This is a genomic window from Prevotella disiens (assembly GCF_900454955.1).
Classification (GTDB): domain Bacteria; phylum Bacteroidota; class Bacteroidia; order Bacteroidales; family Bacteroidaceae; genus Prevotella; species Prevotella disiens.
The window spans coordinates 837,376-861,117 of the sequence record NZ_UGTL01000001.1; the positions used below are offsets into that span (position 1 = coordinate 837,376).

A 23,742-nucleotide genomic window follows, 5' to 3' on the forward strand; every position below is an offset into this window, starting at 1 on the left:
CATGAATAAGAACTACGACTTTACAGTTAAGCTTAAAGCTAACGACACAGGCAGTGCAGTGTTAGTCAAGCAGAATGAGTCTTATTATCTGCTGACTGCAGCTCACGTATGCGATGAATATACGGGGGAAGTCCCCATGGTGATTACCGATATTAACGGCAATGAGAATGAGGTCACCCCAAATGAAATGGCAATTTCACCTAAGGAGAAGTTTGATATTTGTGTAATGAAACTTCAAGAGGACATTGCTTTGGCGATAGCTGCCAATGTGAAGTGTGCTACGTTTGAAGGTTCTGGCTACCCGTGTGAGATAGATGGTTTCCCGTCAAACGCAATCGACAATAAACTTAGGATAGAAAACAAATGTCATATTTCGCAAGAGAGCGAGGCGGGTAATGAGCTTTATATTAAGTTGGACGAAGAACGCAAAGATGGTGTAGAAATGCAGTATATGGAAAGCGGATTCTCCGGCTCTGGCGTATTTGTCAGTTCCAATGGGGAAAAATACCTCGTTGGCATTATTCATAGGGTTGAGGAAGAGAGAAATCTATTCATTGGTTGGAAATTACAGAAAATTAATGAGGTCATTAAAGGTGAAGGTTGGACAGAGATACCTCTAATCCCGATTGAACTGTGTCAACAGATTATCAGTCAATACAATAAACTGATTGAAAATACTGAATTCGTTCTTAAACGCATCAAAAATAAGATTGTTGGAAAGATACAATTGCCCCGTCAAGAATATAAAGATAAGATAAATTCTTCTTTAGAAACAGGCAATATCGTTATCATTACCGGTGAAGCTGGAATAGGTAAATCAGCACTTGCAAAAGAAGTGTTAACAAATGACAAATATCGCTCTGTGGCGGTGTTGGGTGATGACCTTGATGAATCAAAAGAATCAGAGATACTGGCAAATTGGAATATAACAAGTAGGCTTCCTGAACTTTTCAAATCACCCATATGGGGAGATGGTGGTAAAGTGTTACTCGTGGAAAGTGCTGAACGAATGCTGAATGGCAATACTGATACAGCAGTATTATTCATAGAGGATCTTCTGAACGAGAATCATGAAGTAAAAATAGTCTTCACAATTCGGAAAAATTCTCTTGATCAATTTAGATTGTGTCTGGCATGTAATGGGATTATTGTCACTGATGGCTATGTTATAGATATCGGTCTTCTTAGTGATGCCGAATTGAAGGCAGTGGAAAAGGATATTCCTCAAATTCAACCATACTGTTCAACAGATAAAACCCGACATGTCTTAAGAAATCCATTCTATCTGAATATTGCTTGTTCCATTGCAACTATAGCAAATGCAAGCACTTTGAAAGAAAGTGAATTCAAAGATATACTTTGCCGACAAATTATATCAGGAAAGAAGCCTGAAGTGGTCAGTCAGCGCATAGCTGCTCTTATTGATGTGGCAAGAAGAACGTCCAAAATAGGTATGAATTTGGTGAAATGTGAGATGACAGATGCTGTAAAATCACTCGTTGTTGATGATATTCTTGTTGGACAGCCAGAGCAAGGTCTATTGCGCCCTGGACATGATATATTTACTGATTGGGGCTTATATTGCTATATTGCAAATAATTATAGAGAGGTTGAATCAGGTGAAATAAGTCTTGCACAGTTCTATCGGAACATAGATTCGAACATTGCATCAAGAAACATGTTCCGGAAGTATATTGAGACACATATTTCTGAGGAAGATCAAAATCTTGATGCTTTTATTAGAGAGAGTCTCTCGCTTCGCTTGGACGACGTGTTCTATGATGCCTTATTCTATGCTATCCTTATTTCTGATAAGGGAGCATCATTCCTTGCTTCAATAAAAGACTTTCTTTTAAAAGACAATAATTTGCTTTTAGGAAGGTTGTCTGTCGCATTATCGTATATGTTCCGAAAAGTGGACTGGAGTACTAAAGAGTTTTTTACGGAACAAAGGATGAACGAGGAAGGTTCAAAGTTAAGAAACTCAGATTTTATGCTCCCGTTTGGAAAGGGATGGTACACCTTTGTTACATTTCTTTATGAGAACAGAAATGTCTTCAACGCATATAAAAGCAATTTGATAACATTATTACTACAATGCGAGCTTGTCGGTTTTTATGAGAAAGATGCTCCCAATCCAAAAAAATATGTCTTTTCTATATTAGCAGATGATGTAAACCAGACTCTTGCAGATGATAGAATACATGAAAAACCTGATAAGGAAGTTATACGCCTTCTTTTCAAGTGGATGAATGAGAATCCAGAACAGATTAAGATGTGGACAGAAAAGGCGTTAGAGACAGATTCTTATAAGTACAAAGTTATTAAAGAGTTTCTCTTACTCAGTGAAGGCATAGAAACACTTGGCTTTATTAATACATATCCCGAAATATATAAAGCTCTAATCAGGCATGAATGGCTTGATGATGAAGGAATCGTACACGATTACTATCCTATGATTCATCAATCCAGCGGATTGACAACTTCTTACAAATGTTTCTTATATTCTCACCCAGCTGATGCAATTGGCTTCCTCTGTGAAATTCTTAACTATGATATAAAAAAACTCAAACGCAAGCATGCACAAGAATTAGAGAAAATAAAAGTTGTAGTGGATGGAAAAGAAATAACCCTCTTTGGCAATAACTATCTGTGGCGCGAGTATAGAGGACGCAATTACCAATCACATGTGAGAGAAAGCCTTCTAATGACATTTGAGAAGTGGATGATGGACTCCATCAAAAACAATATTGATGGTGCTAAGTATGCTCTTTCTACGGAGAGACTTTTGGCTGTATTTGATATTGTTTACAGAAAGTGTTATAATGTAAGCGCTTGGGGAGTATTGGCTAGTGTCGCTACAAGATTTCCGATATTTGTCGGCATGAAAGCCATGCCTATCTATAGTTGTAGAGATTTCATATTATGGGATAAAACTAGATTAAGCACTGAGTTAATGCAACCCATGATAAGTCCCTATGCATCCAAGAATATTCAGAAAGATGTTGCTAATAGTTATCAGTTGCCGCATAGAAAACAGGATTTGGAAGGCATAATCCTGCGAATGTCCATGACAGAAGGGTTTGCTGAAGAGTTTAGAAAACTTGTCAAGCATCTGAAGGAAACGGCCACTACTTATTTGGAAAAAGTATCTGCCGGTCGTATGGATATAACTCAGTATGAAATTATAGGCAAGACAGATGAGGGAATCATTTTACAAGGGAGGCCTTCTGAGGATATAAAAAAGGAAGCAGCGCAAAACGAGGTGTTTAGCAACCAATTCAATAAGATACTATTGACGGGTAACCTCTCCAGAACACGCTACGATGAGGATTCTGAACAAGTTATTGATGAGTGGCGTGAAGCATATTGCTTACATAAAGACCAAGGTGGTGTGTTTGAAGCAAAAGGACTGGTTGCTGCGTTGGGTGTAAAGAAACATTGGGAAAACCTGAACAAAGAAGAACGAGCATGGTGCTATGAAGCCATTGTTCAAGAAACGTCTCGATTCGCGGAATCTGGAATGTTTCAGCCGTACACGGAGTATAGCTCTGATGGGCTTGTATATTTGCTTGATCGGCTGCCTGACGATGAGCAATTGTTGCAAATAGTATGGGGATTGATTGATGCTATAGATGATAATGATTCTTTGTTTACTCGTTTTGAGAACTCCTTCAAGTCGTTGTTATGGCCTAACCATAAAGAATTAGCAGAGAAAATTATCTTGCTGTACATTCACAATACTGAAAGTAAACGAGACGATATTGATAAATTCGCGCATGTTTGCAAACTGATTCCTACAGATATAGAGGATACGGTTATAGATGAGATGACATTTATCTATTGTAAACAATTCATGGATACTTTGACGGATAAAATATCTGATCGATACGTCGTGAGAATGCAAGATATGCGAATAGAGGAGTTCTGTGCCGCATATATGGTTGCGATGCCCCCAAAGAGACGTAAGTTTATAGAAGAAATATGGTTGGCGTCAAGTCTTCAACGGACTATGTATCATTATGACAGGCGTGAGAGTCCGATAGGCTCAGTATTCAACCATTATTGCTATATGGCCACTCCAGCGAATAAAGATTATTTTTGGCAGTTGTGGGAGATTATGTTTGAGTGGTATAAGAAAAATAATGCTACGGAAGTTCTTCCTTCGCTAATGCTTAGTTTTGATGTGATGAACCCCAGTTTGCTTGAAGATTGGGAAATCGCTAATGGTGCGAATGAACATATTTATAAGCTTTTGCAAATACTACCTCAAGAGGGCGTTTCTTACCTACCTTGGCTTGTTTGCAAGATTGGTTTTAGGTGGCTTATGCCTGATTGCTTAAGACATATAGATAAAGCAATTCTTCGTCAGTCATCAAGAGATCGGCATTCGATGATACGATGGCAAAATGCTGTTGAGGATTTATATGATGATGCTAAGACAAGGGAGGCCATTCGTAAAAATGATGCTTTAAGAGCCGCTTATGTTGAAATTCTAAATGGTTTGATATCAAATGGCTCCGCTATCGCATATCTGATTAGGGATTATTACATATAGGAGCAGAATACAAGATGAATGTAGTATGGCGCATAATTATGAAGTGAAAACTATTTTAACGTGAGTTCGACGAATTATAAGTGTCTGTAAATTTGGCGATTAGCGAAATTTGCGACTTTATGGTTTTGATATACAAATAATTACAAACAAAAATCGCTATGATCACCGAAGACAAAGTTACTGAAATATTTTGTATGGCAGATGATTTCTGCAAGTTTTTTGATACAATGGTGGCAAAATATACGCTAAAACCTACAGGAAAAAGAAACTATCATCGTAATTCCGTGATGTCAAAGGCAGAAGTCATGCTAACGCAGAGTCAACCAGCAAGTGCAAAATTATAAAACGTATTTGAAGAACTCGCACTTAGGTGTAGAAAAGTTTAATTTTTCTCTCGGTCTTTCGTTCAATTTCTTTTGTATGGACATAATTCTTTTTTCTGTATAATGTTCAAACGAATCCTTTTTCGGTATATATTGTCTGATTAGTTTATTTGTATTCTCAATAGCTCCCTTTTGCCAAGAACAATATGGACCAGCGAAGTACACGGGCACGCCTAAGAACTTGGTAATGTCCTTATGTGCCGCAAATTCAGGTCCGTTGTCTGTTGTAATGGTCCTCAGACTGTTCTTGTATGGCAGTAGCAGTTTCCTAACTACCTTTGCCAGAGGCTTTGACTGCTTTCCAAATGGCAGTTTCTGCATAAGCAGCATATTGGTGGATTTCTCCACCATCGTGAGTATGGCGTGCTGGTCAGGGTCTACAATCAAGTCCATCTCAAAATCTCCGAATCTCTTTCCGTCAACTTCCTTACTTCTTTCATGGATACTCACTCTGTCCTTGATTGGAAGATGTCTGTCCTTGGGACGATGCCTGTATTTCATCTTATGCCTTGTGTGCTTGACAAGTTCCCCTGTTGTATCATTATAGATGATATTATAAATGGAATGGTGGGATACCTTTATCCCCTCATTCTTGCGCAGATAACCTGATATTTGTCGTGGAGACCACTGGTCATTGGTGATATATTCCTTAATCCTCCAGACTAATTCGTCAGAGATCCTGGCGTTCTTTACCGTTCTCTTTCTGCGCTGCATAGCCATATCGTGCGCCTTTGTCCAAATATACTTCCCTGATGACGTGCTGTTGCGTTTGATTTCACGTGAGAGTGTTGACTGACTGATGCCGACGATTGAGGCAATCTCTTTTCTCCCTGTTTTCTTTTGGAGTAAAGCGAAAATTTGCGACCTTTGCTCCGAGGTTAATTGATGATATTTCACAATACAAAATTAATTAATCTTGGGGAGACAGAGGTCTCCCTTTTTTATTTGTATTGCTGGTTGTTTCTTTTTTCCTCGCCGAGAGATGCAGACAACCTCTCGCTACGCTTCGAGAACGTCTGCATCTCTCGGTGAGGGTTACTCTTTTATTGCACTTCGTTTTGGAACTTGCATAATATGATTCTTTTTCATGACTCTGGTTATCGCTGCTTTAAACATTTCTATCTTGAAAAAGTATGTAAGCATCTGCGTAATTTGTTTCCTAAAGTTGTCTCATACAACCGTATAGTAGAATTGGAAAGGGAGGTTGTCATTCCACTCGCTTTGTTTATCAAAAAAGTCTTGTTGGGCAAATGCACGGGCATAAGTTTTGTTGACAGCACACCACTGCGTGTCTGCAAGAACCAAAGAATACATATTCACAAGGTTTTCAAAGGTATAGCCCAAAGAGGAAAATGCTCCATGGGTTGGTTCTTCGGTTTCAAATTACATTTGATTTGCAATGAGAAAGGAGAACTTCTCAATTTTATGATAACACCTGGAGATGTTGATGACCGTAAGCCTTTGGAATACAAATCTTTTGTAGATTTCATATATGGCAAGCTGGTCGGCGACAAGGGGTACATCAGCAAGAATCTCTTCCAAAGGCTGTTTGTGGACGGAATACAACTTATTACCAAGCTGAAAAGCAATATGAAAGGAGCTTTGATGAGCGTTTCTGACAGACTCTTACTCAGAAAAAGAGCCATTATAGAAACTGTGAATGATGAGCTTAAGAATATTGCGCAGGTGGAACACTCCAGACATAGATGCTTTGACAATTTCATCGCCAATTTATTAGGCGCTATTGCTGCCTATTGTTTGTTTCCCAAGAAACCGTGTATCAATGTACAAAGGACTATTGACACACAGCTTGCTCTGTTCTGAATTCATCGAACTCCCGCTAATATTAGGTTTCTGTTCGTCAGGCCACGAGTTCGCTATTGCTTCTTCTCTCCCAAGGGTCGCCCCTTGAAACTTGCAAGTCGCTATGGGGTTCGTTGGCAACTACGCCCCGAGTGGACTTTCACCACAGATGTATGATATGCCCGTCATACCAAAACAGGCGCAAGCTCTATTTCGAAACAGACCTTGCACCATACAAATTAGAGAGTTATAAAAAACTTTCGGTCACGGGTTGATGATTGCTCCACCGCCCGAAGAAGAATCATCCGAGGCGACTTCGCCTTCCCTTTCCTCTCACTCGATGTCCACAACCGCCAGTCTACGCACGGCACGGCAGTCGCCACCTGTGACCCTCGTGCCGCCTCCACGGAAGCGGGTTTCGGGAATGAAGCACACACGCACGCTGTTGATGAGTGCGGCGGTTACTTCCTTTTCTGTTGCCACGCCGTTATTGTTCGTCACAGCCGTGAAGTAGAATGAGCCTATGCCGCCGAGTCTCACCGAGCAGCCCTGTGCCATATAGTCGCCCGTCACGTTAGCGACTACTGCCAAAAGCTATTTAGAAGAGATCTCTGCAAAAGTCCCCTGACAGGAGGTATAACTTATTGGTAGGCAGATATTGTGTTTCTGGCAAAATGGAGTTTTGCAGAGGCCTCGGATAATATTGTATTCGCTTTCAGAGTTGCACACTACGACACGACTGTCTAATTAGAGATTAATTTCTGCGAGAGGGTACTATTATAATTTATGCCCATTATAAAATACCCACTTTTAAGTATTGCAAAACTTGTTCACACCTCGTACCTTTGCAGCAAATAAATAAAAGAGTATGATAAAACGAAAGTACCATATTATATATATGGATATACATCCCTCGACTATCGAAGCGCATTGTTCAAGAAAAGAACAGTGCGTTTTTTTTATGAACAAAATAGAACAACGTTCACTATTAATCCTTTACCCTCATCATGCAAACTCTGAAAGATGACATTCGGCAGCGCATCATCGCTACCGCCCGTGCAGAATTTATCGCACATGGCGTACGCTGCACCTCCATCCGCACAGTGGCTCGCAAGTCAGGTGTCGCTGTAGGAAACCTATACAATTACTTCAAGAGCAAGGACGAACTGTTTTGCGAGGTGTTGCGTCCTCTCACCAAGGCATTGAACAAACACATCCTGTCGCACAATGACGAAAAGTTCCTGTCGATAGATGTGTTCAACATGCGGCAACGCCAAATAGATTACATCTTTGCCATGCTCGCCATCATCAAAGACTTCCGCCCAGAGCTTCGACTACTCCTATTCAACTCGGAGGGTACGTCGCTACAAGGATATAAAGACAAGATGGTGGACAGACAGATGAAGGTGGGCATGGAATACCTGCGACTGATGAAAGAACGATATCCACATCTCAACGCCAACATTTCGCCATTCTTGGTTCACATCACTTGCTCTACATGGATAACCGTTTTCTGCGAGATTGTAGAACACGAAGATTACAGCGACGAGGATATCAAAGTTGCCTTGGAGCAGTACATGGATTTTAGCATGGCAGGTTGGAAAGCATTACTGAAACCATAAAGACTAATTATTAAAAGACGATAATATATGATGAAAACTCTCAAACGTTTAGGAGCTTACATGGGAGGGCGCAAGTGGTTGCTGCCCTGCTCCGTCGGGCTGTCGGCAGTCAACGGACTGCTGTCGCTTGTCCCATTCATACTTTTGTGGCTCGTGGTGCGCACACTACTAATCGCCAAAGGCAACCTCTCGAGCACCCCTCTTATAGACTATGCCCTATGGGCTTTTGTCATATCGGTGGCAAACGTGTTGCTCTACTTTTTGGCACTGATGCTCTCTCATCTTGCAGCATTCCGTATCGAAACCGACATGAGGCGCAAAGCGATGCAACGGCTGATGCGCGCGCCATTGGGCTATTTCGATGGACAAAATACGGGGCGTATGCGCAAAATCATTGATGAGGATTCGGGACAGACACATACTTTCGTGGCGCACCTGCTACCCGACGTGGCGAGCTGTGTCGTTGCTCCGATAGGTGTTATCGTACTGTTATTCGCTGTGGATTGGCAGTTGGGTACGGCTGCAATGATACCGCTCGTTGGCGCTATAGGCATTATGGGATATATGATGAACCCGAAGAACAACCAATTTCAAAGGCTCTACCTTGATGCGCAGGAGAAGATGGGGGCAGAGGCGGTGGAATATGTCAGAGGCATTCCTGTGGTCAAGGTGTTCCAGCAGACGGTCTTCTCGTTCAAACGTTTCTACGATAGCATCATCAGCTACCGCGACCTTGTCATCAAGTGTACGCTTGTGTGGCGCACGCCAATGTCGTTTTATATACTTGCCATCAATGCCTTTGCCTTCATTCTCGTTCCTACCGCTATTATCCTGATAGGACACGGTGGAGATACAAGCACAATTATTGCCAACGTGATACTTTATGTGGTGATTGCACCGCTCATCGCTTCCAACGTGATGAAAGCCATGTATCTCAGTCAGGACCTTTTCTTAGCAAATGAGGCTGTGGAACGATTAGAGCAGCTCACTGATATTGCACCGCTCTCGCAGCACGACAAGCCAAAACGTGCAGAAGCGTATGACATTCGTTTCAACGATGTTTCGTTCCGATATGAGGGAGCGGAGAAAGATGCAGTGAGTCATATCAACCTTACCATTCCCGAAGGAAAGACGGTTGCGCTTGTAGGAGCGTCGGGCAGCGGAAAGACCACGATAGCAAGATTGATACCCCGTTTTTGGGACGTGCGTCATGGCAGCGTTACCATAGGAGGCATAGACGTGAGGGATATGCGCAAGGACGAACTGATGCGCAACGTGTCGTTCGTCTTCCAAAACACCCGTCTGTTCAAAACTTCGCTCATCGAAAACCTACGTTACGGCAATCCTGATGCAACAACCGAACAGATCAACCGTGCCATCGACCTCTCGCAAAGCCGCGAGATTATTGACCAGCTACCACAGGGATTGGATACCGTTATCGGTGCCGAAGGTACTTATCTTTCGGGAGGTGAGCAGCAGCGTATTGTTCTTGCCCGTGCCATTCTGAAAGATGCTCCTATCGTGGTGCTCGACGAGGCAACCGCCTTCGCCGACCCCGAAAACGAACAGCTTATCCGTAAAGCACTGGCACATCTCACCCAAGGAAAGACCGTGCTGATGATAGCCCATAGACTTACCACTGTGCAGGATGCCGACAGCATCGTAGTTGTGGACAACGGCAAGATAGTCGAACAGGGAACGCACGAGGAACTATTGAGCAGGGAAAAGCAATACCACCGTATGTGGAATGAATATCAACAATCTGTTTCGTGGAAACTATAATCTATTAAAAGTCATAAAGTCATGATTAAATATTTTCAAAACCGTTTTGCTCTTACGGAAAAAGGAGCAAAAGACTTGCGGCAAGGCATCGTCTTTTCGACACTGCTCAACCTTGTGCTAATGCTGCCACCCACTTATTTGTTTTTCTTCCTGATGGAGTATCTCGATGATAAGTCAATGAATGCTCCTCATACGTTGTGGTTTTATCTCCTCATGGCAGCAGGGCTTATGGTCGTGATGCTCGTCGTGATTCGTCGGCAATACGACAGCACCTATACCACCGTATATAATGAGAGTGCGCAACGCCGTATCTCCTTAGCCGAGAAACTGCGCCGTTTGCCTCTCGCCTTCTTTGGTGAGCGCAATCTCTCCGACCTCACTGCCACTATGATGGAAGACTGCACACAATTGGAAACAACGTTCTCGCACGCCATTCCCCAACTGTTTGCTTCCGTGATGAGCATTGTCATTATCGCAGCGGGAATGTTCTGTTACGACTGGCGATTAGCCATCGCTGTGTTTTGGGTAGTGCCATTTGCCTTGGTGGTGCTGTTGATTTCACGAAATCGCATGGACAAGGCTTTTACACATATCTACCACATCAAACGAGGAGTGAGCGAACAGATACAGGAAGGACTGGAGTGTGTGCAGGAAATCAAGTCGTACAATGGCGAGGACGAATATAACCAGCGGTTCGACCAGCGATTAAAAACATTGGAAAAAGGACTTGTTGCCGGTGAACTCTTGGTAAGTGTGTTTGTCAACATCTCCGCTGTACTGCTTAAACTGGGCATGCCTACCGTCATCGTTGTAGGCGCATGGATGCTTCAGCGTGGCGACGTGTCGGTGTTCGTCTATTTGGCGTTCCTCCTTGTTTCGGCTATGGTTTACAACCCTATTCTTGATGTATGCAATCACCTTGCTATTCTAACTTTTCTCGATGTACGCATCAAACGAATGAAGGAGATGGAGGCAATGCCCATACAGACGGGCGACACCAAGGTGGAAGTTTCAAACTATGACATTGAGTTCCACAACGTCAGCTTTTCCTACGAAACAGACAAGCAGGTACTTCACGATGTCACGTTCACTGCCCGACAGGGCGAGATAACCGCACTCGTTGGTCCCTCAGGTGGTGGCAAGAGCACCGCTGCCAAGCTCGCTGCACGTTTTTGGGACACGAATAGTGGTAAGATAACGCTGGGCGGACACGACATCTCGGGCATAGAACCAGAGACGTTGCTCAAAAATTATGCCGTAGTATTTCAAGACGTGGTACTCTTCAATGCCACAGTTGCCGACAATATCCGCATCGGAAAGCGTGATGCCACTGACGAGGAAGTGCAGCGTGTGGCACGATTGGCACAATGCGATGATTTCATCATCCGTATGCCACAAGGCTACGATACAGTGATAGGCGAAAATGGGGAAACCCTTTCGGGTGGCGAGCGGCAGCGCATCTCCATAGCCCGTGCGCTTCTGAAAGATGCTCCTGTCATACTCTTGGACGAAGCCACCGCCAGCCTTGATGCCGAGAACGAGACAAAGATTCAGGCTGGTATCTCTGAACTGGTGCAGGGCAAGACTGTCATCATCATCGCCCACCGCATGCGCACCGTGCTGGGTGCCGACCACATCGTGGTACTTGACGGCGGGACGGTCAGCGAACAGGGTATGCCCAAAGATCTTATAGCAAAAGGTGGCAAGTTTGCCCAGATGGTGAGATTACAACAGGAAAATAAATCATAAAATAAAAACAACAATGAAAATCGAAAAAATCAACCGTAAGTTCAGGCAGACGGCGGAGTGGATACTGCGCCACCGGCTGCTTGTGGTAGGGCTGTTCGCCCTGCTTGTCGCATTCTCGTTCGTGGGAACGAAGCGTATCGTGATGAAGACCTCGTTCGACGACTACTTTATGAGCGACGACCCGATGCTCTTGAAAACAGATGAGTTCAAGTCCATCTTCGGCAACGACTACTATGTGGCGGTATTGGTGAAGAACAAGGACGTGTTCTCCAAGCGAAGCCTCACGCTCATCCGTGAGTTGAGCAACGAGTTGAAGGACAGCCTCTCGTATGCCGACAAGGTAACGTCGCTCACCGACCTTGAGTTTGCCGTTGGCACCGACGAGGGCATGACCATCGAGCAGATTGTGCCCGAGCAAATCCCATCGGATGCCGCCGGACTGAAAGAAATTAGGCGCAAGGCATACAGCAAGCCCTACCTCTCGAAGAAACTCGTGTCGAAGGACGGCACGATGACATGGATCATGGTGAAGCTACGCCCGTTCCCCGCTGACAGCGTGTGGAAGAAGACGAGCGATATTGCCCCTGATATGCTTACGGGCAAGGAAGCCGGGCACATCATCGGCAAGGCGAAATACGCGGAACTGTCGCCTGCTGCCGCGGGAATGCCCTATATGAGCTATGAGAAGTTCGTCTATCTGAAGGGCGAGATGGGACGGCTGTTCGCCATCGCCTTCCTCGTTTCCATTGTGGTGATGATTGTCGTCACCCGTTCGCTGCGTGGAGTCGTTGCACCGTTAATCACTTCAATATGTGCCTTGCTCATCGGCTTCGGCATCATAGGCTGGACGGGGCTTTACATCGACATGAGCACGGCGATGATAGCCGTCATACTCACTTTTGCCTGTTCCATTGCCTACAACATTCACCTATATAACTTCTTCAAGACACGATTTGTGGAAACGGGTAGGCGCAAGGCTTCCATTACCGATGCCGTGGGCGAGACGGGCTGGGGCGTATTGCTCTCGGGACTGACCACCGTGGCGGCGATGATGACGTTCCTCTCCATGAGCATCGTGCCGATGAAAGCCATTGGTCTGAACACCTCGCTCTGCCTGCTGTCGGTGCTGCTCACGTGTCTCGTGGTTACGCCAGTGCTGCTGTCGCTGGGCAGGGACAGGAAGCCACACGCGAACATGTCGCACAGCTTTGAGGGCTATGTGGGCGACCACTTCGAGCGTTTCGGCGGGTTCGTCATGCGCAACCATCGGCGTATCGTTGTCGTGTCGTCGGTGCTCACGCTGTTCTGCGGCATCGGTCTGTTCTTCATCGAGCCGGCGTTCGATGTGGAGAAGACAATGGGGCGCAAGGTGGAGTATGTGAAGAAGTTCCTCGACCTGTGCGATACGGAATTGGGGTCGATGTATTCCTACGACCTGATGATTACACTGCCGCACGCAGACGACGCAAAGAAGCCCGAGAACCTAAAACGGCTCGATCAGTTGGCTACCATCACAGAAGGCTATCTACTCACCAAGCGGCACAACTCCGTGACGGACATCATCAAGGACATGAACTGCACGCTCAACGGTGGCAAGCAACAATTCTATCGTATTCCCGACGATGCAGACATGGTGGCACAGCTCCTCCTGCTCTACGAGAACGCCGGCGGCACGGAGTCGGAGTATTGGATGGACTATGACTACCGGCGACTACGCCTTCAAGTGGAAATCAAGAACTACAACTCCAACGAGGCGGAGAAGGAAATGGACGCATTGCAGGCAGAGGCACGGAGGCTCTTCCCTCAAGCGCACATCTCGATGGTGGGCAACATACCGCAGTTCACCGTGATGCAGCAATACGTGGAGCGTGGGCAGATGTGGTCGATGCTGCTCTCGGTGCTGGTCATCGGCGTGATCCTCGTGCTCGTCTTCAGCAGTTGGAAGGTCGGCTTGGTGGGCATGATCCCCAACCTCGCTCCTGCGGTCATAGTGGGCGGTATGATGGGTTGGCTCGACTATCCGCTCGACATGATGACCGCCTCTCTTATACCGATGATACTCGGTATAGCCGTTGACGACACCATCCACTTCATCAACCACAGCCATGTGGAGTACAACCGATGCGGCAGTTACGCTGACGCCATCAAGGGTACGTTCCGCACCGAGGGGCTTGCCATCGTGATGTCCACCGTGGTCGTGTCGGCGACGTTCGCAGGATTTATGTCGTCGAACGCCACGCAGATGGTCAACTGGGGCATCCTTGCCGTGGCGGGTATGGTGTCGGCATTGCTCGCCGACCTGTTCCTCACACCGGTTCTCTTTAAGTATCTCAGGGTGTTTGGCAAAGAAAAAAAGACAAATTCACAATAAAAAACAGTATAAAATGAAAGCAAAAGAATTAGTATTGACACTCATCGCCTTGTTTGCGATTTGCAGTGCAAACGCCGCAGGTCTCACAGGAAGAGACGTTATGCAGAAAGTAAGAAACCGTGCCGATGGCGACACACGCTATGCCACCATCGAAATGACGCTCGTGCAGAGAAGCGGGCACAAACGTGTGCGCAAGCTCGAATCGTGGGCAATGGACGTGGGCAGGAACACGAAAAAAATCATGTTCTTCACCTATCCCGGCGATGTAAAAGGTACGGGCTTCCTCACATGGGACTACGACAACGCCAACAAGGTGGACGACAAGTGGCTCTACCTGCCAGCGATGAAGAAGACGAGACGCATCAGCGGCAAATCGTCGAAGACCGACTACTTTATGGGCAGCGACTTCACCTACAACGACATGAACACGCGCAGCGTGGACGAGGAAACACACAAACTGCTTCGCGAGGAGGTCGTGGGAGGAAAGAAATGCTGGGTGGTGCAGTCCACGCCCAAGGACAAGGATGAGATCTATTCGTATCGCATCACATGGATCAGACAGGACTGCCTGATACCGGTCAAGGCTGAATACTACGATAAACTGAAGAAGCTGCACCGCCGGCTCACCATCTCCAACATCAACAAGGTGCAGGGCTTCTGGACGATGCACTTCATGCAGATGGAGAACGTGCAGACGGGGCATAAGACCATCATTCGTATGAACAACCAGCGGTTCAACGTGAAGGTTCAGCCCAATCTCTTCACCGTCTCCAAATTAGAGAAAGGACTCTGACCATGAGAATGCTGCGATTATGGACGCTGTTGCTTGTGCCGATGCTCTCGGCACAGGCAGCAGCCCAGATTGACACCTCGGCGGTGGAAACCGATTCCGTTGATGCGGAATACATACAAGAGGAAGAAACGGAGGACAACTCCCTGCGTGTTCAGGTAAAGGGATTTCTCGATACTTACCATGCCGCACGCACCGAGGGAAAAGCCGACTGGATGGCTTCGAGAACCCGTGCACGCGGAGAGGTAAAACTCGAAAAAGGTGCTGCTTCCCTTTTTGTTTCCATGAATGCCACCTACAACGCTATACTGAAAGACCGCACGGGACTGGAACTGCGTGAGGCATATCTCGCATACGCCAAAGGAAACCTTGACCTTCGCGTGGGGCGACAGATTGTGGTGTGGGGAGTGGCAGATGCCCTCCGACTGACCGACTGCGTGTCGCCCTGCGACTACACCGAGTTCCTTGCGCAGGACTACGATGACATCCGTATGCCCGTCAATGCCCTGCGTACAAGATACACATGGCGTTCGGTAACATTCGAGGCGATATGCAATCCTGTAGCGGATTTCTTCATTCTTCCCACCGACAGGCACAATCCGTGGGCATTGACTCTGCCGTCAGCCCCTCTTCCCTATACCATAGATTTGGAAAGTGGAAAACCAGAGAAAAGACTTCGGAATATGGAGTACGGCGGACGGATAACGACCAACCTCAGCGGGATTGATTTTTCACTGAGTGTCCTGCGAACGTGGAACAAGATGCCCGCTCTTTCCCTTACTGTGTCCAACGATGGAAAGTCGCTTTTAGTCAAGGGTGAATACCACCGCATGACGATGCTCGGGGTCGACTGCTCTCTGCCTGTTGGACAGTTTGTCCTTCGCGGCGAGGCTGCTTGCTATTTCGATGAGGCGCAAAGCAGAGGTGTGGGACAAAATGTGGTGTGCCGAAATACGTACAACTTCCTTGCCGGTGTGGACTGGTATCTGGGCAACGATTGGAATTTCAGTGCACAATACTTCCATAAATATACGGCAGGGAACCTTGACGGTCTTTCCGTCTATCGGCATGCCGCACTTGCCACGGCACGTATCTCCAAGGAACTGATGCGCAACACGCTGAAACTCTCCACCTTTGCCTACATTGATGTAACAAACGGCGGCATCTTCAATCGTTTCTCGGCTTCCTATTCTCTTAACGACCAAATCGAACTCACCGCTGGCTACGACTATTTCCATGCCGACAAAGGCAAGTTTCAAATGTACAGTAAGAACTCCGAAGCATGGGTAAAGATGAAGTACAGCTTCTGAAACACTTTGCGAATAAAGGATAGATGTAGTATGTAGCCACTTGGTAGTAATAGTTATTCCATCTTCCAACTACGGCACAATCCTTTTTCTTTCACCGTGTTATCTCTTATTGTAGTTATGTAGTAAGATATAATCGGTGAAAGAAAAAGGAAAGATAAGAAATAATCATTAGTTATTCGTGTTACCGAACAGAAATATCGGTGTTATCACGGATGCAGGTTTCTGCAATCTCTCACAGATATACTCTCTGAACAAATGTGCTTCCGTACTGTTTAACTGAAAGGATAGGGCGATGATTGTTGAGAGCGGATAGAGCGGCGCATAACCTTTTAGTTGTTTGTTTGCATAAATATCTTCCTCGCCTGTACTCCTCTCATCGGGGTGCAGGTTGGGATTGTGGGCTATTGCTTGAAGCCTGCCATTGAGCTTTCTCCATGTTACTCCGAAGAACCTTGCAAGTTCGCCCTCTGTCATGGCTATGGCTCCGTTTCCCTTGTAAACAATCTGCATATTGCTGCTCCAATCAAGATAACTGCGCTGATTGGTTGCGCTTGCCTTTCTTTTGGGATGATTGCCTGCCTTCATGCCGTTTCCTCCTTTCTGCCATTTGAATTGACAACTAACGGAATTGTCGTTGTGTTTGTTATTGCTTCCGTATTTACATTTGCCCTATCTTCATCTTCTGCCTTGTACTTTGCAATGAGCCTGTTCATATCCTCAGAAATCTTACTATCCGTTACCTACGCATAAATCTGCGTGCTGGATATGGATGCGTGTCCCATCATCTTGGCTATGCTTTCTATGGGTATTCCTGAGCTTAGGCTCATCGTGCCGAATGTATGTCTTGCCATGTGGTAGGAAAGTCTTTGGCAGATACCGCAAGCCTTTCCCACAATACTCAGTTTGGCATCCATGACACTGCGGCTGCAATCACGGTGAAAAACAAGGTGGTCGCCTTTTTCTTTCACCGTCTGCTGTACCTCGCTTCTTTCCGGCTCTTTCCGATAATGGCTGATTATGGTTTCCGCTATGGGATGTAACGGCACGATGAACTCAACCTTGGTCTTCTGACGTTCCTTTCTTATATACATCTGTCCATCCGCTGTCGTTTGGATATGCTTGTATTCCAAATTCTCCATATCTGAAATAGCCAAGCCTGTGAAGCAGGAAAAGACAAACATCAGTCTTGCCAGCTCCGCTTCTCTGTCGTTCATCTTCATTGCCATAAGTTTCATCACATCGCTCTTTTGCAAAAAGCGTATCTTCTTTTCCTCTTTCTCATACTTGGCATTCTCAAACGGATTGCAGCGGATAATTCTCTTGCTGACCGCACGGAACATTAGTCGGCTCAGCCAGCAGAGGTTGCTGTTGACGGTAGATGCTTTCAGTCCACGCTTTTTGAGTAAGAAGCGGTATTCCTCGAACAAGTCCTCTGTAATTGTTCCGATGGATATATCCTGCACTCCTTTGTTTTCTACAAATTCACGGAGATTTCTGTCAGAATAGAACAGGTTCAGATAAGTTCCCTCTGCCCTTAATCTGCCAACACTTTCCTTGACTGTTTGCAGTTCGGCCCTGCTCATGGCAAGGAGCGTGGTCGGATTGGTGGCAATACCTTGCAAGCGGTTCTTGATAAGTTCCACGCTTACCACTCTGTCCCTCGTCAGTATGTCCCGATAGGTTTTCTCTACTAATTCCCTGAACTCATTGATTCTTTGATTGGTCTTCCTGTTGGTTGTCAACCCCTGCTTGGTGTTCCACTCGCAGACTTTACACTCTTCTCCTGTGGTAATGGCTGTATTCTTTCCGTTGATGGTGATACGGCAGAGAATGGCGGTATTGCCGTCTGCCTTTGTCTTCTGTTTGTTGATATAAAACAGTATCTTGAATGTACTTCTCATTGTCTTGGTGGTTTGAAGTTAATTAAATGAATAGATAAGAAATCAAATGACTTGATAAGGATTAGATAGCCAACTGCATCTCTTCGGTGAAAGAAAGGAAACGGTCAAATTCCTCAAAGAGTTTCTGCGGTGTTACCTTTGCATAACGCTCGGTCATGCTCACGTTGGAATGCCCCAGCATCTTACTCACGGTCTCAATGGGTACACCCTGTTCGAGCGTGATGAGCGTGGCAAATGTGTGCCTTGCCGTATGTGTGGTAAAAGGAAACGAGATGCCTGCACGAAGCCGCAGGGCTTTCAAATAAGATTGGTAAGTAGCATATCCCATGAAAGGGAGCAATGTTTCCCTTTCATCGCTGTGGAGCTTCTCCATCAGCCGTATGGCTTCGGGCAACAGTTTGACACGACAAGGCACACCTGTTTTTTGGCGGTTGAACTTCAGCCAAAGGCTACCCTCGTCATCACGCACAAGATGGGACTTGTCCAGTTCCATCAAATCACAATATGCAGCACCCGTATAACAGGCAAAGAGGAAAATATCCCTTGCCGTTTCCATTTCCTCCTCCAAGTCCTCAAAGTGGAGAGTCTTTAACTTCTCAAATGCCCCTCTGTCAAGTGCTTTGGGGAGTTTCTTGTTACCCTTGCTGATTTTGACTTTGTCGAAAAGCAGACCGTCTGCCAACCCCTCACGGTAAGCCAGCCTGCAAACTGTTTTCAAATGGGTGGCGACATTGTAGAATGAACTTTCCTGAAATCCACACTCCCCCAAGAAGTACTGCTGAAACTCATGGATGAAGTTCTCAGTTAGTTGTGAGAAGGCTAAGTCAGAAACCTTATATTTCGCTTGGATGAACTCCTGCAAGTGGATTCTCGTGGAGTGATAGCTTGCCATTGACTCTTTTCTGATGTCTACACCGACATGACTTTCTTTCTCCTTTATGAGCATATCAAGTCTTTCGATGAGCATGCACCGTGTCTGCACACTGCCTTGAAACAGTTCCTTTACATCGGTTGCGTCAAATGGGTAACCTTTGGATAGCATGGACTGATAAGCTGACTGAATGGACAGCAGCAAGTTCTCCAACCTGCCATTCACTTCCACCGCCTCACGACTTTTTCCGTCCATTCTGCTCTCACGGGGATTCCACAAGTCAGGATTGCAGGAGAGCTTGCAACTGAACTGTGCGATGGAACGCCCAATGGTTATCCGTCCCATAATCGGTGCCTTACCCGACTTGTCAAGACCGCTCTTTTTGAGGTAGAGCAACACCTTCATTTTTTCTGTTTTCATACGCTTTGATGTTTTGTGGCAAAAATACCAATTTCAAAGCGTTCCTCACTTATGCAGAAAACTGCCGACCGCAGCAACAGCCACACGAGCAAAAATAATTCAGTTACCGAATATTACTTCATCGTTACCTATGACGAAATCGGGTAACGCTCTAGTAACTGAACTTCTGCCTAAATCTGCATATTCCTGCCCTTTTTGAAAAGAGCACTTCTATGCAAATTATTTCGTTTCCTGCTCATTTTCAGTCAGTTTACACCAACTTCTATATTTCTTCATTTTCGCTGATTAGTTGCAGCCTGAAAGCGGCTGTTTTGCACGGTAAAAGCGTAGGTTTTGCGTTGCAAAACAGCCGTTTTTGGAATGCAAAACAATAGGTTTTCTAATACATTGATAACAAGAATGTTATGTCAAACAACCTGGATAGAAAAAATCAATCCTTTTCCACAAAACAAGGGAATTAAAATAAATACGAATAAAGCAACTTGGTCTATCATTAATAATGAGTTGATTCATATTACATACGAGTTGCCAAATAGAAATGGTCAAGGAGGTCTAGACCTTTACTATTCAGATTCTATTCTGTTTTTTGGCAAGGAGACCCTGATGATAATAAAAAAATAGAATTAAAGCACAAGGATAATTCTTATCTTGCAAAATGACCTATACGCCCCAAAATACGCTATTTTTTGACTTGCATAGCATCGATTCAAAGCGAAAAATAGGGGAAATTTTGACTAACTTGTATCTATCTGTAAATCAATCACTTATAAATCAAGTTTCAAAACCTATTGTTTTACCATTCAAAACAATAGGTTTTGACGTTCAAAATAGCCTGTTTTGAGCCGCAAAATAGGCTATGTTAAAATCGTATCCAAAGGATATTGTTCTAAATTCTAGAAACTCGTATGAGTTGTAAAGATTTATTTAGCTTTATAAAATAATTGGGAATAGTGTAAAGTAGAAATTACAATCATGCACAGAAGTGTTATGTTTGTGCAAAAAGGAATATAAATTATTCAAAAAGTTAGATGTTTGTACCGATGTATAATATTTTTTTTCTAAATTTGCACACCAGAAACTCATGCGCAATGAGCGAATTTGGGTTAGAAAGGTAATAAAAATATGGCAAAGAAAATTCAATTTAGTCTCATTTATAGAGATATGTGGCAGAGTTCAGGAAAGTTTCAGCCACGCAAGGATCAGTTGGAGCGTATTGCCCCAGTATTTGTTGAAATGGGCTGCTTGGCTCGTGTAGAAACAAACGGTGGTGCTTTCGAACAAGTAAACCTTCTTGCAGGAGAAAATCCTAACAAAGCAGTACGTGCATATACAAAGATACTTCACGAAGCAGGCATCAAAACTCACATGCTTGACCGTGGTTTGAACGCTTTGCGTATGTACCCTGTGCCTGACGATGTACGTGCCTTAATGTACAAAGTAAAGCATGCACAAGGTGTAGATATTCCTCGTATCTTCGACGGACTGAACGATATTCGTAACATTGCACCATCTATTAAATGGGCAAAAGAAGCTGGCATGACTCCACAAGCTGCGCTTTGTATTACGACTTCGCCAGTTCACACATTAGAATATTACTGCAAACTTGCTGACGAAGAAATTGCAGCTGGCGCAGAAGAAATCTGTTTGAAGGACATGGCAGGTATCGGTCAGCCTGCATTCCTCGGACAATTAACAAAGATGATTAAGGACAAGCACCCTGAAATCATCATTGAATATCACGGACACTCTGGGCCTGGTCTCTCAATGGCATCAATGCTCGAAGTGGCAAAGAATGGTGCCGATATTCTTGACGTAGCTATCGAGCCATTGTCATGGGGTATGGTTCACCCTGACCTTATTTCTGTTCAAAGTATGTTGAAGAATGCAGGTTTCGATGTGCCAGAAATCAACATGGACGCTTATATGAAAGCGCGTGCCATGACACAGGAATTTATTGACGAATGGTTGGGCTATTTCATCAATCCTAAGAACAAAATCAGCAGTTCTTTGTTGCTTGGTTGTGGTCTTCCAGGCGGTATGATGGGTTCAATGATGGCAGACCTTGGTGGCATTCACACTACTATCAACAACTTACGTAAGAAAAAGGGCGAACCAGAATTGTCGTTAGACGATATGTTGGTAAAACTCTTCGACGAAGTTGCTTACGTTTGGCCTCGTGTAGGCTACCCTCCATTGGTTACTCCTTTCTCTCAATACACTAAGAATATCGCCTTGATGAACCTCCTTACTATTGAACAAGGTAAGGGAAGATTCGTTATGATGGACGATTCTATGTGGGGTATGATTCTCGGAAAGAGTGGTAAAGTGCCAGGAAAGATTGACGAAGAACTCGTTAAATTGGCGAAAGAGAAAGGTCTTGAATTTACTGAAGCCGACCCACACACATTGCTTCCACACGCATTGGACGATTTCCGCAAGGAAATGGACGAAAATGGTTGGGAATATGGAGAAGACGACGAAGAGCTTTTCGAATTGGCTATGCACCCAGAACAATATCGCAATTACAAGAGCGGACAAGCTAAAAAGAATTTCCTTGCTGACCTTCAGAAGGCTAAAGATGCTAAGCTTGGTGCAAAAATTAGCGTTGAAGAAGCAACAGCATTCAAGCACGCTAAGGCAGATGCGATTGTTTCACCTGTCAAAGGACAAATATTCTGGGAGTTCCAAGGCGATGGTGAAGCTGCACCAGCAGTAGAACCATTCATTGGAAAGGAATATAAAGAAGGTGAAAAGTTCTGCTATATTCTTGCTCCATGGGGTGAATTTGTTGAAGTAACTGCTGCTTTGGGCGGTAAATTGGTTGAAATCAACGCAAAGCAAGGCTCTAAAATCAATAAGGGCGATGTGATTGCCTACATTCAACGCGACGAAAAGTAATTATTGAAACACTATATTGGTAGCGATTTATTCACAAGTTGCAGAGAGTTTAAAACTTTTGCAGCCAGTGAATAAATCGTTTACTTATAATAGAAGGTGTCGCTCGTACAGTCTTTTCTGAAGAATCATTACCAATCATCATCGTTCAATAGTGGAACAGTCTTACTCAATAAATAGGAAAAATGGAATTGCGAGGGCGATTAATAGGAAGAATACACGAAGAAGAGGTAAAACAAATTGCTTCTATTGTGCAAACAATGTACGATGAAGAAGCTTTCGATGATTTCTTTCAATTGCTATTCGATGACGAACGAAGAGTTTCGGAGAACGTTGCATGGATAATGTCGCATTTTAATAAAAGTGGACGGGAACGATTAAAGAGCAAAAAGCAACTCATGATAGACGAAGCGCAGCGCACTTCTAATCCTACCAAACTTCGATTATTGCTCACAATCCTTTTAAAGCAGACTTTTTCAGAAAGTGAAATCGAAACATCATTTCTTGATTTTTGTCTTAACAATATCACGAATTTTGCTCACCCCATAGGCATAAGGTCGCTAAGCATATATTTATCATTCCAACAATGCAAGTTTTTTCCAGAACTTTTAAGCGAGTTAGAAACCACATTGCACTTTTACGATAATATGCCCTTGACGCCAGGGCTTAAATGTGCCAAGACAAAAGTATTGAGAGAAATTAAAAAAATAAAAGAAAATGGACTATCAAGCCATTATAGATAAATATTATCCCGAAGCAAATGAACTTAAAAACATTTTGCTTGTACACAGCCGAAGCGTTGCTAACAAGGCTTTGACAATCGTAGACGAACGCCCCGAATTACACATTGACAGGCAATTCGTGGAAGAAGCAGCAATGGTACATGACATTGGTATCTTTCAATGTAACGCATCGGGCATTCATTGCTTTGGCGATGCGCCTTATATTTTGCATGGACGCATCGGTGCTGAATTGCTAAGAGCCGAAGGTTTCCCACACCACGCTCGTGTTTGCGAACGCCATACAGGTACAGGACTAACGAAAGAAACAATTAAAAAGCAAGCAATACCTTTACCAGAACAAGATTTTTTACCCGAAACTATCGAAGAACAACTCATCTGTTATGCCGATAAATTCTTTTCTAAAACGCATCTTGATGTAGAAAAGACATTCGAGCAAGCCGAAAAAAGTTTGGAAAAGTTTGGTGATGAGTGCGTGGAAAGGTTTCGAGCATGGCGCAAATACTTTGAACCCTCAAAAAGTTAAAATAGAAAAATAACTCCCATT

At 44.5% G+C, this 23,742-nt stretch carries 15 protein-coding genes and 3 pseudogenes; 13 read left to right on the forward strand and 5 right to left on the reverse strand.

Annotated features, from left to right (window positions below):
• Position 1: 1 nt before the first annotated feature.
• On the forward strand, positions 2-4,558 hold the full coding sequence (locus DYI03_RS03685; RefSeq protein WP_147287661.1) for an ATP-binding protein: 4,557 nt from the start codon (positions 2-4) through the stop codon (positions 4,556-4,558).
• Positions 4,559-4,716: 158 nt separating this feature from the next.
• Positions 4,717-4,869: pseudogene (locus DYI03_RS03690) on the forward strand (IS982 family transposase); the annotation flags it as partial.
• A gap of 27 nt (positions 4,870-4,896) precedes the next feature.
• Here the strand turns inward: DYI03_RS03690 and DYI03_RS03695 are convergent.
• Positions 4,897-5,838: an IS30 family transposase gene (locus DYI03_RS03695; protein WP_115367893.1), complete on the reverse strand. Its 942-nt coding sequence runs from the start codon at positions 5,836-5,838 to the stop codon at positions 4,897-4,899.
• Positions 5,839-6,015: 177 nt separating this feature from the next.
• Here DYI03_RS03695 and DYI03_RS03700 point away from each other — a divergent pair.
• Positions 6,016-6,765, forward strand: a pseudogene (locus DYI03_RS03700) (IS982 family transposase); the annotation flags it as partial.
• 312 nt (positions 6,766-7,077) lie between these two features.
• Here DYI03_RS03700 and DYI03_RS03705 read toward each other — a convergent pair.
• Positions 7,078-7,302 carry an HU family DNA-binding protein gene (locus tag DYI03_RS03705; RefSeq protein WP_159105338.1) on the reverse strand — a complete coding sequence of 75 codons (225 nt, stop codon included), beginning with the start codon at positions 7,300-7,302 and terminating at the stop codon, positions 7,078-7,080.
• Between the two features lie 449 nt (positions 7,303-7,751).
• Between DYI03_RS03705 and DYI03_RS03715 the strand changes: the two genes are divergently transcribed.
• Genes DYI03_RS03715 through DYI03_RS03740 form a run of 6 tightly spaced genes read left to right on the forward strand, consistent with a single transcriptional unit; the run spans position 7,752 to position 16,368 of the window.
• A complete protein-coding gene (locus DYI03_RS03715; protein ID WP_004354983.1) occupies positions 7,752-8,366 on the forward strand; it encodes a TetR/AcrR family transcriptional regulator in 615 nt (204 codons plus the stop codon).
• Between the two features lie 27 nt (positions 8,367-8,393).
• On the forward strand, positions 8,394-10,148 hold the full coding sequence (locus DYI03_RS03720) for an ABC transporter ATP-binding protein (protein WP_115367895.1): 1,755 nt from the start codon (positions 8,394-8,396) through the stop codon (positions 10,146-10,148).
• Positions 10,149-10,169: 21 nt separating this feature from the next.
• Positions 10,170-11,897, forward strand: coding sequence for an ABC transporter ATP-binding protein (locus tag DYI03_RS03725; RefSeq protein ID WP_021670285.1), 1,728 nt, complete (start codon positions 10,170-10,172; stop codon positions 11,895-11,897).
• A gap of 13 nt (positions 11,898-11,910) precedes the next feature.
• Positions 11,911-14,268 (forward strand): efflux RND transporter permease subunit, encoded by a 2,358-nt coding sequence (locus tag DYI03_RS03730; protein ID WP_036859123.1) that lies wholly within the window; start codon positions 11,911-11,913, stop codon positions 14,266-14,268.
• Positions 14,269-14,281: 13 nt separating this feature from the next.
• Positions 14,282-15,061 carry an outer membrane lipoprotein-sorting protein gene (locus tag DYI03_RS03735; RefSeq protein WP_025064676.1) on the forward strand — a complete coding sequence of 260 codons (780 nt, stop codon included), beginning with the start codon at positions 14,282-14,284 and terminating at the stop codon, positions 15,059-15,061.
• Between the two features lie 2 nt (positions 15,062-15,063).
• The gene (locus DYI03_RS03740) at positions 15,064-16,368 is read left to right on the forward strand and encodes a DUF1302 family protein (protein ID WP_025064677.1); all 1,305 of its coding nucleotides are present in this window, start codon (positions 15,064-15,066) and stop codon (positions 16,366-16,368) included.
• A 168-nt stretch (positions 16,369-16,536) separates the two neighbouring features.
• Here DYI03_RS03740 and DYI03_RS03745 read toward each other — a convergent pair whose 3' ends face one another.
• The 3 genes and pseudogenes from DYI03_RS03745 to DYI03_RS03755 form a co-directional block, all read right to left on the reverse strand.
• Positions 16,537-16,953, reverse strand: a complete 417-nt coding sequence (locus DYI03_RS03745; RefSeq protein WP_021669559.1) for a hypothetical protein — start codon at positions 16,951-16,953, stop codon at positions 16,537-16,539.
• Positions 16,950-18,269: pseudogene (locus DYI03_RS03750) on the reverse strand (tyrosine-type recombinase/integrase). Before DYI03_RS03750 ends, DYI03_RS03745 begins: the two are co-directional and overlap by 4 nt.
• A gap of 61 nt (positions 18,270-18,330) precedes the next feature.
• Positions 18,331-19,560: a site-specific integrase gene (locus DYI03_RS03755; RefSeq protein ID WP_025064678.1), complete on the reverse strand. Its 1,230-nt coding sequence runs from the start codon at positions 19,558-19,560 to the stop codon at positions 18,331-18,333.
• Between the two features lie 15 nt (positions 19,561-19,575).
• On the opposite strand from DYI03_RS03755, the gene DYI03_RS13845 reads away from it, so the two are divergent.
• From DYI03_RS13845 to DYI03_RS03780, 4 genes are all read left to right on the forward strand, one after another.
• Positions 19,576-19,707: a hypothetical protein gene (locus tag DYI03_RS13845; protein ID WP_262510455.1), complete on the forward strand. Its 132-nt coding sequence runs from the start codon at positions 19,576-19,578 to the stop codon at positions 19,705-19,707.
• Positions 19,708-20,682: 975 nt separating this feature from the next.
• Positions 20,683-22,458 carry a biotin/lipoyl-binding protein gene (locus DYI03_RS03770; RefSeq protein WP_004356377.1) on the forward strand — a complete coding sequence of 592 codons (1,776 nt, stop codon included), beginning with the start codon at positions 20,683-20,685 and terminating at the stop codon, positions 22,456-22,458.
• Positions 22,459-22,640: 182 nt separating this feature from the next.
• Entirely contained in the window at positions 22,641-23,198 is a 558-nt protein-coding gene (locus tag DYI03_RS03775) for a hypothetical protein (RefSeq protein ID WP_021668245.1), read from the forward strand.
• A complete protein-coding gene (locus tag DYI03_RS03780) occupies positions 23,173-23,721 on the forward strand; it encodes an HD domain-containing protein (RefSeq protein WP_021668246.1) in 549 nt (182 codons plus the stop codon). The genes DYI03_RS03775 and DYI03_RS03780 overlap by 26 nt, the downstream gene beginning before the upstream one ends.
• The last annotated feature ends 21 nt before the right edge of the window (positions 23,722-23,742 follow it).